Here is a 17006-nt window from a genome sequence, read left to right on the forward strand (position 1 = left end):
ACGCTCTCTCACTTCCTGCATGTTTTTCCCACACGCTCTATCAGACGGCACGGCTAGCGGGGGTCGGCCACCGTTCCCATGAACAGCGGCAGGCCGGTCTCCACGTGCACGATCTGGTAGTGGAACGGCCTGTCGAAATCGATGGTCCGCTCGGGCTGCGGCGGGCGCTGGTGGCCATTCCGTTGATCTGGGTTACCGCGGCCGCGATGGTGCCCTTTTCGGCGACCGTGATGTTGGCAGCCTGGGCGGCCTGGGTGATCATCATCTGCGGCTGGATGTTGTTGAAGTCCTCCGTGGTGTCGAGCGTCTTCTGCAGGCCCAGCGACTCGAAGACCTTGCGCAGGTCAAAACTGCTCTTGTGGTCCCAGCGCGGTAGCTGGATGTGCACTGACGCGGGCTGGGGTGTATCAAAGATGTCGGCGATTTCCATAAGCTTTTCCACGCCAAAGGCCGCAGAGGCGGGGCGGGTCGCGGGATCGGTCGTTTCTTCCGGCAGGACCAGCCGCATGACGAAACCGTCGGCGTAGGGAAGGTCCACACCCTGCCAGCCAACACCTTCCGCAAACTTCATCTTGAGTTCGTTATGCATGGCTGGCGCCTCGATTTCCTCGCCCGCGGCTGTTGTGAAGGGCAGGTCAGAGGTGGCGTTCGGGTCGAACGGTGCGCTCCAGGCGGAGGCAAAGTACAGGGAATTGAGCAGGCTGAATGTGTTGTCCGGGTCGTACTTCGCGGGGGCTTCCTTGATCCGGCCGCCAGTGTTCCGGTTCACCCAGGCATCAATGGCGGGCTTCGTTGCTCCCTCATCGCTGAAGTCCACGGGATACACGCCGGTTCCGTAATGCCGGGCCAGAGTGTCCAGGAAGGACTCCCCGGTGGGCACGTCCTTGTCCACGAAGAGTCCGTTGGCGGCGTGCATGACCGGTTTTCGCGGCGGGTTGTCCTCATCAACGGCGCCGGGGTCGCCGTCGAACATTTCGAGCGAGCGGAGAACCGAGTTCATGGCCTCATCGCGCTTCTCCGCGGGGAATCGCAGGACGCTGTCCATCTCGGCCGCCGTCTCGCCGGACGCTCCCGCACGAAGCATGGCGAGGGCAATCAGGAGGCTCCCGGGCGAGGACACCACGTTTCCGTTGGAGCCGTCGCCGCCGTCGGTCAGCAGTGCCTCGCCGAGGACGAGAGCGGAAGTCCGGAAGGAACGCAGCTCGGCGGTATACGCCGCCCGGTCCACCGAGACCCGTTCGACGCCGTCGGCTGTGAGGAGTTCCGGCGGCGCCGGGGCTGCACACCCTGCCACTGCCAGCACCGCGCCGAGCGCCATCATCTGCTGTAAACGAAACATTTTCGGTTGCCTCCCGCGGCGCACAAGGGCGGGAATCCGCCTTCTCCCAGTCAAACAGCGACGGCGGTGCGAGACGATGCCGGCAGGGTCACACTTTGCACTCATTTTGGTCTCGCGCGATGCGCGGGGCGCACCGGACGCGCCGAACCCTGGAGCCTAGCGCCGCGGAATGTTCCGCAGGTTGCTCCGGGCCATACTGACCGCTTCACCTGCACCGCGGTTCAGGACCACCTTGGACATGGCGGTAGCGAAACCAAGCACTTGGGAACCCGAAATCTTCGGCGGAATCGAGAGTGCCTTCGGATCGGTGATCAGCTCCACCAGCGACGGGCCGGGGTGGGCGAACGCCGCACGGTAGGCCTCCTCGATCCGCGCCGGGTCGGTGACCCGCACGGCGTGGAAACCCAGGGCCCGGGCGACGGCCGCGTAGTCGGCGTCGGGCACGTCCACCCCGAAGTCAGGAAGTCCGTCGACGAGCATTTCAAGTTTGACCATGCCCAGCGTGGAATTGTTGAAGACCACAACGTTGACCGGAAGTTTGTGCACGGCCACGGTGATGAGTTCGCCCAGCAGCATCGACAGCCCGCCGTCTCCTGACACCGAGACCACCTGGCGCCCCGGATAGGCCAGTTGGGCGCCGATGGCGTGCGGGAGGGCGTTGGCCATGGAACCGTGCAGGTAGGAACCGATCAGCCGGCGGGTGCCCAGCGGATTGATGTACCGGGCCGTCCAGACGTTGCACATGCCGGTGTCCGCCGTGAAAATGGCATCCTCCGCAGCCACCTGGTCCAGCAGGGACGCCGCGTATTCCGGGTGGATCGGCTGCTTTTTCTCCACGTTGCGGGTGTAGGCTCCCACGGCCTTGTTCATGAGCCTGTCGTGCTTCCTAAGCATCTGATCAAGGAACCGGCGGCTCTTTTTCGCCTTCACCAGTGGCATCAGCGCGGCAAGGGTGGGCAGCACGTCGCCGTGGACTGCGATGTCGACGTCGGTCCGCCGGCCCAGTCTGTGGGCTGCCCGGTCCACCTGTGCGGTGCGGGTTTCCGGCAGGAACTGGTCATAGGGAAAGTCGGTGCCCAGCAGGATCAGCAGGTCGGCGTCCTCGATCCCTTCGGCAGCGGCGCCGTAGCCCAGCAGACCGGTCATGCCGATGTCGTAGGGGTTGTTGTACTGGACGAAGTCCTTGCCGCGGAGTGAGTGGCCGATGGGCGCGTTGATCAGTTCCGCAAGAGCGATCAGTTCGTCATGGGCGCCCGCAACGCCGGCCCCTGCGAAGATCGCCACCTTCCCGGCCGCATCGATCGCATCTGCCAACTCCCGGACGCTTGCCGGGTCCGGGATCAGGCTCGCTGGCCGGAACGTGGCGGGCAGCGGCGTTTCGGCGGTACCTTCCAGGCCTGCGATATCGCCGGGAAGTGTCACGACGGCGACTCCCCCGAGGCCAACGGCGTGCTGGATGGCGCTGTGCATCACGCGCGGCGCCTGCTCTGCAGTGCTGACCATTTCCGAATAGACCGAGCACTCGTTGAAGAGCCGGTCCGGATGCGTTTCCTGGAAGAAGCTGCTGCCGATCTGCTTGCTGGGAATGTGCGAGGCGATGGCCAGCACGGGAGCTCCGGACCGGTTCGCGTCATACAGCCCGTTGATCAGGTGCAGGTTACCTGGCCCGCAGGACCCTGCGCAGACCGCGAGCTTCCCGGTCAGCTGGGCTTCGGCAGCGGCGGCGAAGGCGGCTGCCTCTTCATGCCGGACGTGGATCCAGTCGATCCCACCCTGGCCGGAGCCTCCAGTCTTGCGGACGGCATCCACGATCGGGTTGAGGCTGTCCCCCACGATCCCGTAAATCCGCTGCACACCGGCAGCCTGGAGCTGTTCAATGAGTTGGGTGGCGAGTTCCTTGGCCATGAGTGCACACTCCCGCGATGAGGTTGATGGGCTGACTGGTTGATGAGCTGACAGGGCCAATATAGCCCCGCCGCCTAAACGAGCGTCAGGACCCAACGTCCAGTGCGGTGAGCGGACGACGGCGGGCGGCCACCCGCCGTCGTACGCTCACTGGAGCCTGCCCCGGCGCTAGACGTCGATGAGGTCCTTGTCCTTGTCTTCGTCCTTGGCCGGGCGGTTCCAGGCATCGCCCTGTTCGCGGTCCAGGTGGGTGGCCTTCTTGTTCTTCAGGGCGAAGATGTAGACCACCAGCGAGATGGCGATGGCAACGGTGACGTAGGTGAAGAACAGGTCCACGCGCTCAGCCTTCTGGAAGGCCGCACCAAGGAGCGGGACGGTGCCGCCGAAGAGCGAGTTGGCGATCGCGTAGCCCAGGCCGACGCCGAGGGCGCGGATGGAGGCTGGGAACAGCTCAGCCTTCACCAAAGCGTTGATGGAGGTGTAGCCGCCAACGATCAGCAGGCCGCCCATCATGAGCAGGAACGCGGTGAACGGGTCCTTGGTGTTGGACAGGGTGGACAGCAGCGGCCAGGTGAAGAGGACGCCGGTGATGCCGAACCACAGGAGCAGCGGTTTGCGGCCTACCTTGTCCGAGATGATGCCATAGACGGGCTGGAGGATCATGAAGATGAACAGCGCCCAGAAGTTGATGACCGACGTCTCGGTCTTGGCGATGCCGGACGTATCGTTCATGAACTTCAGGATGAAGTTGGTGTAGGTGTAGAACGCCACGGTGCCGCCGAGGGTGACTCCGATGCAGATCAGCAGCGGCTTCCAGTACTGGGTGAACAGCAGCCGCATGGTGCCCGGCTGGGCCTCGCCAGCCGCGACGGGCCTCTTGGCGGCCTCGACCTGCTCTGCGGAGACGGTTTCCTCCATGGAACGCCGCAGCCACAGGACCACCAGGGCGGCCACGCCGCCGATGGCGAACGGGATGCGCCAGCCCCACTCGGTCAGATCGCCCTTGGGCATAACGTTCTGCAGGACGACCAGAACCAGCAGGGCCAGCATCTGGCCGCCGATCAGCGTCACGTACTGGAAGCTGGAGAAGAAGCCGCGGCGCTTGGACGTGGCGGCCTCGGACATGTAGGTGGCGCTGGTGCCGTATTCTCCGCCCACGGAGAAGCCCTGGATCAGGCGGATGACAATCAGCATCACCAACGCCCAGACGCCCACCTGCTGCGTAGTGGGCAGGAGCGCGATGGCGAAGGAGCCCGCGGACATCAGCGTCACGCTGAGCGTCAGCGCGGCCTTGCGGCCCTTGCGGTCGGCGTAGCGGCCGAAGAACCAGGCGCCGATGGGGCGCATGAGGAACGACGTCGAGAAGACAGCCATCGCCTCCAGGCCGGCCTGGAGGTCGTCCGTGGAGTTGAAGAAGTGGGACTGGAAGTAGGCGGCGAAGACGGTGTAGACGTAGAGGTCGTACCACTCCACAAGGTTGCCCGCTGAACCTTTGAGGATGTTGCTCACGGCCCGGCGGGTCTGGGCCGCCTCGCTCTGGACTTCGGCCTGCGGGGTGCTCATCGCTGAACCTCCCCGTGCTGCGGCGATTCCTTGCTTGCTTTCGTGCTGTCCATGGCTACGTTGCCCATGGTTCCTCCTCGACGTTGACGGTCCCCCTCAAACGCCGAGGGCCTCATCCAAGTTATGCGTGATCCAAGGCACATCCAACGTGGGAGGGCATTTCCTAACACTTCCTTAGGTTTCGCCGGAGGCTAGGGGTAATCTCCAAAGCGGGCAGATTGCAGCTGCCCAGTCATCGAAAAGGGACCGTGCCATGGAATTGCTGATCGTCGAGGACGACGACGCCATGGCCTCGGCGCTGGCCGCGGCCGTGGTGACCGCGGGGCACAACCCCACCCGGGTTGCCCGCGGAGCCGACGCCCTGCTGGTCCACCGGAAGTTCGAAGTGATCCTGCTGGATCTTGGCCTACCCGACATGGATGGCCTGGACGTACTCCGGAAACTGCGCCAGGTCACGCCGGTGCCCATCCTGATTCTCACCGCGCGCGACGACGAACGCAGCGTGGTGCTCGGCCTGCGGTCCGGAGCGGACGACTACCTCGTCAAGCCAGTGAAGCTCGTGGAACTTCTTGCCCGCATCGAGGCGGTCACCCGCCGTGCCGGCCGTCATAGCGGTACGCGGCAGCAGAGTGTGGTGCTGGGTGATCTTGAGATCGACCTCGAGCGGCGCGTGGCAGCCCTCCGTTCCAAGGTGCTGCCGCTGACGGCCACGGAGTTCGACCTGCTGGCACTGTTGGCCAGCCACGCCGGTTCGGTAGTCACCCGCGAACAGATCCTGGACGCGTTGTGGGGCGACGCTTTTGTGGCCTCTTCCCGGTCCCTTGACGTGCACCTGACGGGGCTGCGGGCGAAGCTCCAGTTGCCGGGCTTCATCATCAACGTCCGCGGTGTCGGCTACCGGGTCGAGGCGGACCCGGCGTGAAACTGCGCGTCCTGGGCATCCTGAGTGTCCTGGCGGTACTTATCGTCATCATCGCCTCCAACGCCATCCTGACCTCGGCCGGCCGCGAACTGACCCAGGAACTCCAGATCAACCGTGCCGCGTCGCTCAACCGCCTGGCACAACTGGCGTTCGACGCAGCTTCGGCCGGCGAAACCGCTCAATTGCAGGCGGAAATGGACAGGTATTCCGAACTCTACGGAGAGGGAGTCCTGATCCGCCTCCAGCAGGGCACCCTGCGCTCCGGCGGCCTGAGCGAGGACCGGCCGGGCGTCCGGGACGCGGTGGCCAGGGCCAACCTGAACCTCAGCGACACCACCCTCGCCCCGCTGCAGCCGTTCGGGCCTTCCTCCGAGGTGATCTCCCGCTCCTTCGGCAGCGCGAGCCAGGTCCTGGGCGAAGCCGTCCTCGAGGTCAACCTGGACGCGGCCCGGCAGAACCTGCGGGAACGATGGCTCATCGTGGCATTGGCGGCGGCGGTCCTGGCTGCAGTGCTCCTGCTGGGCGCGGCCCGAGTGACCGAGTGGGTCCTCCGGCCCGTGCACCGCCTGAACGCGGCCGTCACCGAACTTGAGGCAACAGGCCGGACCGGTCAGCTTCCCGAGGCCGGGCCGCCGGAACTTCGGCAACTGAGCCGTTCATTCACCACCATGGCGCAGACCGTCAGCCACAGCCTCGATTCGCAACGGCAACTGATAGCGGACACGTCGCACGAACTGCGCAACCCGGTGGGCGCCCTGCGGCTCAGGATCGATCTGCTGCAGCTGGAACTGAAGACCGCCCGGGAACACGACGCCGCGGCAGGGGTGCTGGCCGAGCTCGAACGCGTGGAGGAGATCCTGGACGGGGTTTTGCGGCTGGCGGCCGCCGAGCACAGGGCCTCTGAGGACTCCGCCTGGAGCCCGCTGGGAACCGCGTCGCCCGCGGCACAGACCCCCCTTGATCCCTACCCGGTTCTGCAGGAAGAAACCGAACGGGCGGGCCCCGCCGCCCAGCGCGGCGGAGCATCGATCGAACTGACAGATCCGCCGGACCCCGCCGTTTACATCGCCTGCAACTCCGCAGAACTGGCCCAGATGGTCGGCGAACTTCTGAACAACGCCATGAAATATGCTCCCGGCGCCCACATCTCGGTTGCTGCCCGCACGCGCCAAGCCACGGTCAGCATCGAAGTGTCCGACGACGGCCCCGGGCTTTCCGCCGACGAACGGACGGCGGCCACAACCCGCTTCTGGCGGGCCCCGGCGCACCGGACCAGCCGCGGCACCGGGCTGGGCATGACCATTGTGGACAAGCTGGCAGCGGCCAACGGTGGCCGGCTGGTGCTTGCTGACGCATCGCCGCATGGCCTGATCGCGCGCCTCGAGTTTCCGCGTGTAGCGGACGTGCCGGGACCTCTTGCCGGGCCGGAGCAGGTGGCTCCGCGTGGCTGACCTGTCTGGAGCGCGGGCCCTGCCTCCGCGTCCCCCGCGGCGGACCGTCCTCAAGGCCGGCCTGGCTGCCGGGTTGTCCGGGCTGCTGCTGCCGGCCCTGAGTGCATGCACGCCCACGGACCGTCCGGGCGCTGTCACCGTGGCCGGCGGCGAGCCCGGAGGCTTCTATCTGGAGTTCGCCGAACTGTTGGCGGCGTCCCTCCAGCGTCACGGGGTGGCCGGCCAAGCCACGGCACTGACTACCGGCGGCAGCCTGGACAACCTCGAACATCTGCTGACCGGCAAAGCGACGTTCGCCGTCGCGCTTGCGGATTCGGCTGCCCAAAGCACAGCGGCGGGTGAGACGCCCGCCGTCGGGCTGTCCGCCGTTGGAAAAGTGTATGAAAACTACGTCCACTGCGTCATCCGGCAAAACAGCGGGATCCGGGACATCGGCGCGCTTGCCGGCCGGACCGTGGCTGTTGGCGAGCCCGGCTCGGGGACGTCGCTGACCACTCCGCGGCTGATCGAGGCTGCCGGGCTCAGCTCCACTGCCGGAACGGCGGGCGGCGTCACAGTGCTGAGCCTCGGCCTCAACGAGGGCCTCGCGGCCCTGCGGGACGGAACAGTGGACGCGTTGTTCTGGTCAGGCGGCGTGCCTACCGCGGCCATTGCTGCCGCGCACGACGACGTCGGGCTGGCTTTCCTCGATCTGTCCCCGCTGCTGCCGGCGCTGCGTGCCAAATACGGCGTTTTCTACGACCGCGTGCTGATCCCGGCAGGCGCCTACGCGGGCATTCCGGCCGTGTGGACCGTGGGCGTGGCGAACCTGCTGCTGTGCCGGAGCGATCTTGATGACCAAACCGTCAAGCGGACCGTAGAACTGTTGGTGGGCCATGCCGAGGAACTGATCCCGCGCTCCAGCCTGGGAGTCCAGTTCCTGAGCCCCGAATCCTTGATCAACACCGCGGGTTTGCCCCTGCACCCCGGCGCCGCTGCGGCGTACCGGGAGCTCCACGGGTAGGTTTGCGCGCTCGCGCAGGCTCCCCCGGCTGGCTGCCGCGTCACGCACAGCATGCTTTCAGCGGGCTTTGTCCACGGCGCGTGCCTGCTTTCCGCGGATTTCCGGGGATTTCCAGCCCTCAGCTATCCGGCTGGGAACCAAAAGCATGCTCTGCGTGACGCTCGCGCTCAGCTCCCCGAGTGCGCAGCCAGGAACGCATAGACCTCGGTCTCGTCCACGCCGGGGAACGCGCCGGGCGGCATCGCGGCGAGCAGGTGCGAATGGGCGCGGGCAGACGGCCAGGCGTTGCCCGCCCACTCGGAGGCCAGCGCGGCCGGTGGACGTTTGCAGCAGTTCGGGTCCGGGCACGTGGACTTTTCGCGGGCCGTGGTTTCCCGGCCGCGGAACCACTTCACATGCTGGTACGGCACCCCGATCGACAGCGAGAACTCGCCATTGGCCGAGCGCTCGGTCCGCGCCGTGCACCAATACGTGCCGGACGGAGTATCGGTGTACTGGCTGTACGCGCTGAACTTGTCCGGCACATCGAACACTGCCCGCGACGTCCACGCCTTGCACGACGGCTGGCCCTCGATGGCGCCGGTATGGTCCATCGGGAACGTCACGCCGTCGTTCTCATAGGCCTTGTAGATGATTCCGCTCTGGTGGGTCTTCTGGAAGTGCGTGGTGATGCCCAGGTGCTTCGTGGCGAGGTTGGTGAAGCGGTGCGCGGCGGTTTCGTAGGACACGGCAAAGGCGTCCCGGATGTCCTCGACGGCGATTTCCTTGGCAGCCTTGGCTTTCTGCAGGAAGTCCACAGTGGCCTGCTCCGGCAACAACAACGCCGCAGCGAAGTAGTTGGTGGCCACCCGCTGGGCGAGGAAGTCGCCGTAGTTTTTCGGCGTCTCGTGCCCCAAAACGTAGTGCCCTAGCGCCTGCAGCAGCACGGAGCGGGGGTCGTGATCCTGCCGCTGGCTCTGCGTCAGGTAAATTCTGTGGTTCTTCAAATCCGTCACGGAACGGGTGGAATGCGGCAGGTCGCTCACGTGGTGGAGGGTGAATCCGAGCTTCTCGGCGATGTCGGCGATGACGTGCTGGCTCAGCGGCCCGGCCGTGTAACCCACCAGCCCCAGCACCTTCTGCGCCTCGGCCTCGTACTCCGGGAAATAGTTGCCACGCTCGCGCATCATGGCACGCAGCTCTCCGTTCGCACGGCGGGCTTCCTCCGGCGTCGCCACCTGTTCGTTGAGCCTGCGTTCGAGCTCATGCAGCAGCCCCACCTGCGACTCCAGCACGTCGACCGGGAGCCGCGAGCTGATGCGGATTTTGGGCAGATTAAGGGACTCGTACAGGGGTCCGCGCTGGTAGCGTTCCAGCTCAATTTCCAGGGCCGCGCGGCGGCTTGGCGGTTCGGCGCCAAGCAGCTGGTCGATGCTCACGTTCAGGGCAGACGCCAGTCCTTGCAGCAGAGAAAGTTTGGGCTCCCGCTTGCCGTTTTCGATCAGGCTCAACTGGCTGGGGGCCGTCCCGACGGCGGCGCCCAGGTCATCGAGCGTGTACCCGGCCTGCTTGCGCAGATGCCGCACGCGGCGGCCCAGGCTGATGACGTCCAGTTCCGGGGAGGCGGCGGACGACGACGGTAGGGCGACTTCGCGGTTCCAGCTTCCAGGCGTCATTTCTTGAGGATACGCGAAGAAGTGCATTTCTTTCCATAGTTTTCCCCTAGAAAAGTGTTGAGAAGTGCTGAAAAGTAGTGATCACGGAAAGAAACACCGCACCGGGGTAGCCGGCCGGAACTGCAACGAAGCAGCTCCGGCCGGCAGATAACCACCCGGAGCTCAATCAAGGAGACAACGATGACTGCAGCATTTGAGCCCACCCAGCAGACGCCCGAAGAGCAGGCCGCCGCCCTGGAGCTCGAGTGGGCCGCCAACCCCCGCTGGGAAGGTGTGACCCGTGACTACAAGGCAACGGACGTCGTCAAGCTCCGCGGCCGTGTCTCCGAAGAACACACGCTGGCCCGCCGCGGTTCCGAGAAGCTCTGGAAGCAGCTCACCGAAGAGCACAAGACCGGCGGGTACACCAACGCCCTGGGCGCCCTGACCGGAAACCAGGCCGTGCAGCAGGTCAAGGCCGGCCTCCGCGCCATCTACCTCTCCGGCTGGCAGGTTGCCGCCGACGCCAACAACTCCGGCCACACCTACCCGGACCAGTCGCTGTACCCGGCCAACTCGGTTCCCACCGTGGTGCGCCGCATCAACAACGCACTCCTCCGCGCCGACCAGATCGAATTCTCCGAAGGCATCCAGACCGTCGAGGACTGGATGGTGCCGATCGTTGCCGACGCCGAGGCCGGATTCGGCGGCCCGCTGAACGCCTACGAGCTCATGAAATCCATGATCCAGGCCGGCGCGTCAGGTGTGCACTGGGAAGACCAGCTCGCCTCCGAAAAGAAGTGCGGCCACCTCGGCGGCAAGGTGCTCATCCCCACCCAGCAGCACGTCCGCACCCTGAACGCCGCACGCCTGGCCGCCGACGTCGCCGGCACCCCCTCGGTGGTCATCGCCCGCACCGACGCCGAGGCCGCCACCCTGATCACCTCCGACGTCGATCCCCGCGACAAGGAATTCGTCACCGGCGAACGCACCCCGGAAGGCTTCTACAAGGTCCGCAACGGCATCGAACCCTGCATCGCCCGCGCCAAGGCCTATGCCCCGTACTCTGACCTCATCTGGATGGAGACGGGCACCCCGGACCTTGAGCTGGCTCGCAAGTTCGCCGAGGCCGTCAAGGCTGACTTCCCGGACCAGATGCTCTCCTACAACTGCTCGCCGTCGTTCAACTGGCGCAAGCACCTGGACGACGCCACCATCGCCAAGTTCCAGCGTGAACTCGGCGCCATGGGCTTCACGTTCCAGTTCATCACCCTGGCCGGCTTCCACGCCCTGAACTACTCGATGTTCGATCTCGCCCACGGTTACGCCCGTGAAGGCATGAGCGCCTACGTCGAGCTCCAGGAAAAGGAATTCGCCTCCGAGTCCCGCGGCTACACCGCGACCAAGCACCAGCGCGAAGTCGGCACCGGCTACTTCGACGACATTGCAACTGCGCTCAACCCGAACGCATCAACCCTGGCACTGGTGGGATCCACCGAAGAAGGCCAGTTCCACTAATCCCCAGCCGCCCCCTCCACTCGCAAGCTCGCGAGGGAACCCGGCGGCCGTGGCCCCCTCCCCCAAGTAAGTAGCAGTAAGTGTCGTTTTGGAGGCTCAAAACGACACTTACTGCTACCCAGTTTGGGCACAGCACCAGGAGCAATTGAAATGAACACCTTCACTGACAGCTTCACCATCAACGGGATCACTTTGACCGCGCAGCCCATTTGCCGGCAGGACGAGGTTCTTACTCCGGATGCACTGGAGTTTGTCGCCAAGCTACACCGGGCCACTGCTGAGCGTCGGCAGGAACTGCTGCAGGCACGCCGTACCCGCCGGGCCGAGATCGCCGCCGGCCAGGATCCGAGGTTCCTCCGCGAAACCGAGGACATCCGCAACGACCCGTCGTGGCGGGTCGCTCCCCCGGCCCCGGGCCTGGAGGACCGCCGGGTGGAGATCACCGGACCGGTGGACAAGAAAATGACCATCAACGCGCTGAACTCCGGCGCGAAGGTCTGGCTCGCCGACATGGAGGACTCCTCCACCCCCACGTGGCGGAACGTCATCAAGGGCCAGCTGAACCTCACCGATGCGCTGGAACGCCGGATCGACTTCACGAGTCCTGAGGGCAAGGAATACAAGCTCCGCCCGGCCGGGGAGCTGCCCACGATCGTGGTGCGCCCCCGCGGCTGGCACCTGCCCGAGAAGCACATGATCATCGACGGCGCCCCCGTGGCCGGCGGCATCGTGGACTTCGGCCTGTTCTTCTTCCACAACGCCCGCCGCCTCCTGGCCCAGGGCAAGGGCCCGTACTTCTACCTGCCCAAGATCGAGAACCACCTCGAGGCACGGCTGTGGAATGACATCTTCGTTCTCGCCCAGGACCTGCTGGGCATCCCGCAGGGCACCATCCGCGCCACCGTGCTGATCGAGACGATCACCGCGGCGTTCGAAATGGAGGAGATCCTCTACGAACTGCGTGATCACGCCTCAGGCCTGAACGCCGGCCGCTGGGACTACATCTTCTCCCTGATCAAGAACTTCCGTACCCGCGGCCCCCGGTTCGTCCTGCCGGACCGCGCCCAGGTGACCATGACGCAGCCGTTCATGCGCGCCTACACCGAACAGCTGGTCCGTGCCTGCCACAAGCGCGGCGCCATGGCCATCGGCGGCATGGCCGCTGCCGTCCCCAACCGCAAGGACGAAGCCGCCAACACCAACGCGTTCGAGAAGGTCCGTGCCGACAAGACCCGCGAGGCCAACGACGGCTTCGACGGCTCCTGGGTGGCCCACCCGGACCTCGTGCCGGTCTGCCGCGAAGTGTTCGACGCCACCCTCGGCGAGCGTCCCAACCAGCTGGACCGCACCCGCGAGGACGTCATCCCCGATGACCGTGCCCTCATCAACGTGGCCGCCACCGAAGGCACCATCACCGAGCAGGGCATCCGGAACAACATCGAGGTCGGCATCCGCTACATCGAGTCCTGGCTCCGCGGGAACGGCGCCGTCGCCATCCACAACCTCATGGAAGACGCCGCCACCGCGGAAATCTCCCGCTCCCAGATCTGGCAGTGGATGTTCGCCAGCGCCATCACCGACCGCGGCGAAATCATCACCCACCAGTGGATCGAGGAACTACTCGACGAAGAGTTCGCACGCCTGGAACGCTTCGACGGCGACCGCTTCGAAGACTCCCGCGACATCTTCGAGGAAGTCACCCTCAGCCAGGACTTCCCGTCCTTCCTGACCCTCCCCGCCTACGCCCGCTACCTCACCGAAGCCCGCGAAAAGGCAACCAAAGAGGAGCTCGCCGCGGCCTAGGCTGCAGCAGGCTACTGAATAGATTTCCGTCCGCCGGGCAGGCACGCCCTTCGCAACAGGCACCCCCGAGATCCGGGGCGCCGGCCCGGCGACGGAACACCATCAACACAGCGCGAACCGGCAGCTAATGACCCCAAAACCCAGGTTTGAGGGTATTAGCTGCCGGTTCGCGCTGTTGTTGTGGGCGGGGTGGACTGCGTGCGGGTGGGGCGGGTGGAAGTAGGAGAACGTACGACGGCGGAACGCGTCAGCGTCCTTTCGGCACCAGCCGCACGGCCAGGGCTGTGCAGACGAAGAACATCAACACGGACCCCAGGATCACCAGTAGCGCCGGGGTCCAGGAACCCGAGGTGTCGTGCACGAACCCCACCAGTGGCGGGGCCACCGCACCGAAGCAGTAACCGAGCCCCTGGACGGTGGCGGACATCCGGCCCGCGGACGCCTGGTCCCTGGCCAGTTTGATGATGGCGATGAAGATCAGCGTGATCCCGCCGCCCTGCGCGATGCCGCCGGCCGTGGACCACAGCCACCACAGCTCCGGCGCCAGCAGCAGCCCGGCCGGCACGGTCGTCCATAACAATCCCACGGTGACTGCCGTCGTCGTCGTACTGAAATACTTGGCCGCGAACGGCACTCCCAGGCCGCCAACAATGGCGAAGATCTGGAACAGCGATGAACCTGCGCCGGCCTCCGAGGCGGACATTCCAAGCTCGTCGTTGAGGTAGCTCGGCAGCCACGCTGTCACCGCGTAATAGGAAAAAGCCTGCCCGGCGAAGCCTGCGGTCAGCCCGGCGGTAATCCAGCCGGAACCCTTGACGGCCGGGTGTTCCTGCCCGCCGGTCACCACGGTGCGGGAGGGCACAAACGCGGTGCGTGCGCCCACGGCGAGGGTCCAGAAGATGATGGCAATCACGGCCAGGATGCCCACGGACACCAGGGCCACCCGCCAACCGGCCAGCTCGGCAAGGGGCGCCGTGACCATCGATGTCAGGAACGAGCCGATGTTCAGAGCCGCGGTGTACACACCCATGGCGGTCCCTTGGCGCAACGGGGAGAAGTCGCGGCGGATAATCAACGGCACCGCGATGTTGCCCACCGTGATGGCCAGGCCGATCATCACCGTACCCACCACCACCGGTCCCGGGCCGCCCGCCGAGCGCACAATCACCCCTGCCAGGACGCCAAGGATGGTGAGGGAAACGGCGAACTCCGCGCCGAGTTTCCTTGTGGTCAATGACGCCAGCGATGCCGCGAGCGCGAAGCACAGCACCGGGATGCTGGTCAGCAGGCCCAACATCACGGGGGTAAATCCGAGGTCGGCCTGCATCAGGTCAACCACCGGGGCAACCGCGACGAAGGGCCCACGGAGGTTCAGCGCCAGCAGTCCGATGCAGGCGAGCAGGATCCAGCCCTTGGGAACTTTGGCCAGGAACTGTCCGCTCATGAGGATTCCGCGGTGGCTAAATAGGATTTCATCACTTCCATTGCTATCACGGCGCATTGCCCCGGACGCCCCCGCTGCGTCATGGCGCCCTGGCATACGATGAAGCTCACACCAGCCGGCCCCAACGTGCGGGATATTAAGCCGCACCCTCGGACGGCCGCACCCTCGGACGAAGGAACAGACATGCAGCAACGGCTTGCCATCCTCGACGACTACCAGGACGTGGCGCATGGCTTCGCCGACTGGGCCTCCCTGGAACAGGACGGCATCGCAACGTCCGTCTTCCGCGAGCCCTTCCAGTCCGATGACGCCCTGGCAGCGGCGCTCGCCAACTACGAGATCGTCATTGCGATGCGGGAGCGGACCACTTTCCCCCGCACCGTGCTGGAACGGCTCCCGGGGCTGAAGCTGCTGGTGACCACCGGAATGGCCAACGCCGCCATCGATGTGGCCGCAGCAACGGAACTCGGCATTACCGTGTGCGGCACCCCGGGGTCACTCACCGCCGCGCCCGAACTGACCTGGGCCTTGCTACTCGCGATCGCCCGCAACCTCCCGGCCGAGGAGAACTCGCTGCGGGCCGGCACCTGGCAGACCTCGGTGGGCATGGAGCTGTCCGGCAAGACCCTGGGCATCGTGGGCCTGGGCAAGATCGGGCGGCGGATCGCGGCGTACGGGCAGGCCTTCGGCATGGAGGTGCTCGCCTGGAGCCAGAATCTCACCGCTGAGGCCGCCGCCGAGGCCGGGGTCCAGAAGGTCAGCAAGGAGGACCTCTTCAGGAATTCCGACGTCGTCTCCCTCCACCTGCGGCTGTCTCCCCGTTCAGAGGACATTGTGGGTGAGCAGGAACTGCGGCTCCTGGGGCCGGAAGGCATCCTGGTGAACACCTCGCGGGGTCCGCTGGTGAACCAGGATTCCCTGGTGCGGGCCCTGAACGAGGGCTGGATCCGGGGCGCGGCCCTGGACGTTTTTGACCAGGAACCACTTCCCGCGGGCCACCCGCTGCTCAGCGCCCCCAACACAGTCCTGTCCCCCCACCTCGGCTACGTGACGGCAGAGAGCTACCGGCAGTTCTATGGTGGCGCGTTCGAGGACGTCAAGGCCTGGCTGGAGGGAACACCGGTCCGCGTGATTTCGGGCTAAAGCCTAGCCGGCCGCCTGGAGCGTCGCCTCAATGGCTGCCGGCGACAGTACGTGTTGCGTGACCATCTGGCTCGCACCAAGAATCGCCGACTGGTCCCCGGCAACAGAAAGAGCGATCCGCAGGTGGCTGGTTGCCAGCGGCAAGGACCGCCGATAGACCACTTCGCGGACGCCGGCCATCAGGTGCTCGCCTGCCTGGCCCAGGCTCCCGCCGATGACGATGACGGAGGGGTTCAGCAGGTTGACCACGGTGGCCAGCACATCGCCCACATCCCGGCCGGCCTGGCGCAGGGCGTGGATGGCCTGCGGATTGCCCTCGCCGACCAGCCGCAGCACGTCGCTGCCCTTGCGCGCCGGCACACCCTGCCGCTCAAGTTCAGCCGCCAAAGCCGGTCCGGACGCGAGCGCCTCCAGGCAGCCGTAGTTTCCGCACCGGCACAGCACGTCATCGCCGCGCGGCACGCGTACGTGGCCCAGATCGCCCGCAGTGCCGTTGGCGCCGCGCTGCAGCTCACCGTTGCTGATGATTCCGGACCCAATGCCGGTGGCAACCTTGATGAACAGGAAATTCCCGTGGTCCGGCCAGTGCGCCGACCGCTCCCCCAGCGCCATGATGTTCACGTCGTTGTCCACCAGCACCGGCACTGCCAGCGAGCGCTGAACGTAAGAGACGACGTCGAACCCGTCCCACCCCGGCATGATGGGCGGCTTGACGGGCTTTCCGGTGGCGTGCTCTACGGGCCCCGGCAGGCCGATCCCGATGCCGGCGAGATCGCGAGGGTCCCGCCCAGCCTGTTTCAGCAGCGCCAGGCCCTCCTTGATCACCCGGCCAAGCACCGCCTCGGGGCCGGCAGCAACATCCTGGGCCAGCCGCTGCCCCGCCAGGACCCGGCCGCTGAGATCGGTGACGGCAACAATCACGTGGGTGGCTCCGACGTCGACGGCCAGGACGGCGCGTGCCGCCGGGTTGAAGGCAAAGCGCGACGGCGGCCTGCCGCCGCTGGAGTTCGCCTCACCCGCCGCGCCCACCAGGCCGGAGGCGATCAGGGCGTCGATGCGAGCGGCGACTGTGGAACGCGCCAGTCCGGTGGTCAGGGCCAGCTCTGCCCGCGTCCGCGCCTTGCCGTCCCGCAGGAGCTGGAAGAGGTCGCCGGCGCGCGCCAGGCTGACGCCGTGGTCTGGGGCGGCGTGCTCGGTTCCGGGGCTGAGGCTCATGGATCATGAATAACACATGTAACTTCTGCCTGTCACGCGGAATAAAGAATCTCGGCATTCGAGCAA

Annotated in this window: 12 protein-coding genes; 6 read left to right on the forward strand and 6 right to left on the reverse strand. The window is 66.1% G+C overall.

All coding sequences use genetic code 11. The features are described 5' to 3' along the window. Window positions 1-40: 40 nt before the first annotated feature. The 3 genes from AC50YA_RS12350 to AC50YA_RS12360 all read right to left on the reverse strand — a co-directional run bounded on the left by AC50YA_RS12350 (window position 41) and on the right by AC50YA_RS12360 (window position 4807). Window positions 41-1339 (reverse strand): serpin family protein, encoded by a 1299-nt coding sequence (locus tag AC50YA_RS12350; RefSeq protein ID WP_494982562.1) that lies wholly within the window; start codon window positions 1337-1339, stop codon window positions 41-43. A gap of 156 nt (window positions 1340-1495) precedes the next feature. Beyond that, window positions 1496-3244, reverse strand: a complete 1749-nt coding sequence (locus AC50YA_RS12355) for a pyruvate dehydrogenase (RefSeq protein ID WP_494982563.1) — start codon at window positions 3242-3244, stop codon at window positions 1496-1498. 168 nt (window positions 3245-3412) lie between these two features. After that, a complete protein-coding gene (locus AC50YA_RS12360; protein WP_494982564.1) occupies window positions 3413-4807 on the reverse strand; it encodes an MFS transporter in 1395 nt (464 codons plus the stop codon). Window positions 4808-5060: 253 nt separating this feature from the next. Here AC50YA_RS12360 and AC50YA_RS12365 point away from each other — a divergent pair, with 253 nt between their 5' ends. Genes AC50YA_RS12365 through AC50YA_RS12375 form a run of 3 tightly spaced genes read left to right on the forward strand, consistent with a single transcriptional unit; the run spans window position 5061 to window position 8183 of the window. Further along, a complete protein-coding gene (locus AC50YA_RS12365; protein ID WP_494982565.1) occupies window positions 5061-5729 on the forward strand; it encodes a response regulator transcription factor in 669 nt (222 codons plus the stop codon). Beyond that, window positions 5726-7180 carry a sensor histidine kinase gene (locus AC50YA_RS12370; RefSeq protein ID WP_494982566.1) on the forward strand — a complete coding sequence of 485 codons (1455 nt, stop codon included), beginning with the start codon at window positions 5726-5728 and terminating at the stop codon, window positions 7178-7180. The genes AC50YA_RS12365 and AC50YA_RS12370 overlap by 4 nt, the downstream gene beginning before the upstream one ends. Window position 7181: 1 nt before the next feature. Continuing rightward, the gene (locus AC50YA_RS12375; RefSeq protein ID WP_494982591.1) at window positions 7182-8183 is read left to right on the forward strand and encodes a TAXI family TRAP transporter solute-binding subunit; all 1002 of its coding nucleotides are present in this window, start codon (window positions 7182-7184) and stop codon (window positions 8181-8183) included. A gap of 167 nt (window positions 8184-8350) precedes the next feature. Here the strand turns inward: AC50YA_RS12375 and AC50YA_RS12380 are convergent, their stop codons facing one another. Then, a complete protein-coding gene (locus tag AC50YA_RS12380; RefSeq protein WP_494982567.1) occupies window positions 8351-9865 on the reverse strand; it encodes a helix-turn-helix domain-containing protein in 1515 nt (504 codons plus the stop codon). Window positions 9866-10018: 153 nt separating this feature from the next. Between AC50YA_RS12380 and aceA the strand changes: the two genes are divergently transcribed. After that, entirely contained in the window at window positions 10019-11335 is a 1317-nt protein-coding gene (gene aceA, locus AC50YA_RS12385; protein ID WP_185262477.1) for an isocitrate lyase, read from the forward strand. A gap of 150 nt (window positions 11336-11485) precedes the next feature. After that, window positions 11486-13138: a malate synthase A gene (aceB, locus tag AC50YA_RS12390; RefSeq protein ID WP_494982568.1), complete on the forward strand. Its 1653-nt coding sequence runs from the start codon at window positions 11486-11488 to the stop codon at window positions 13136-13138. 247 nt (window positions 13139-13385) lie between these two features. On the opposite strand, the gene AC50YA_RS12395 is transcribed toward aceB, so the two are convergent. Beyond that, window positions 13386-14582, reverse strand: coding sequence for an MFS transporter (locus AC50YA_RS12395; protein ID WP_494982569.1), 1197 nt, complete (start codon window positions 14580-14582; stop codon window positions 13386-13388). A gap of 183 nt (window positions 14583-14765) precedes the next feature. Here AC50YA_RS12395 and AC50YA_RS12400 point away from each other — a divergent pair, with 183 nt between their 5' ends. Further along, window positions 14766-15725: a D-2-hydroxyacid dehydrogenase family protein gene (locus tag AC50YA_RS12400; protein WP_494982570.1), complete on the forward strand. Its 960-nt coding sequence runs from the start codon at window positions 14766-14768 to the stop codon at window positions 15723-15725. Between the two features lie 3 nt (window positions 15726-15728). Here the strand turns inward: AC50YA_RS12400 and AC50YA_RS12405 are convergent, their stop codons facing one another. Next, window positions 15729-16940, reverse strand: coding sequence for an ROK family transcriptional regulator (locus AC50YA_RS12405; RefSeq protein ID WP_494982571.1), 1212 nt, complete (start codon window positions 16938-16940; stop codon window positions 15729-15731). Window positions 16941-17006 lie beyond the last annotated feature (66 nt).

This window comes from Pseudarthrobacter sp. RHLT3-21, assembly GCF_059383495.1.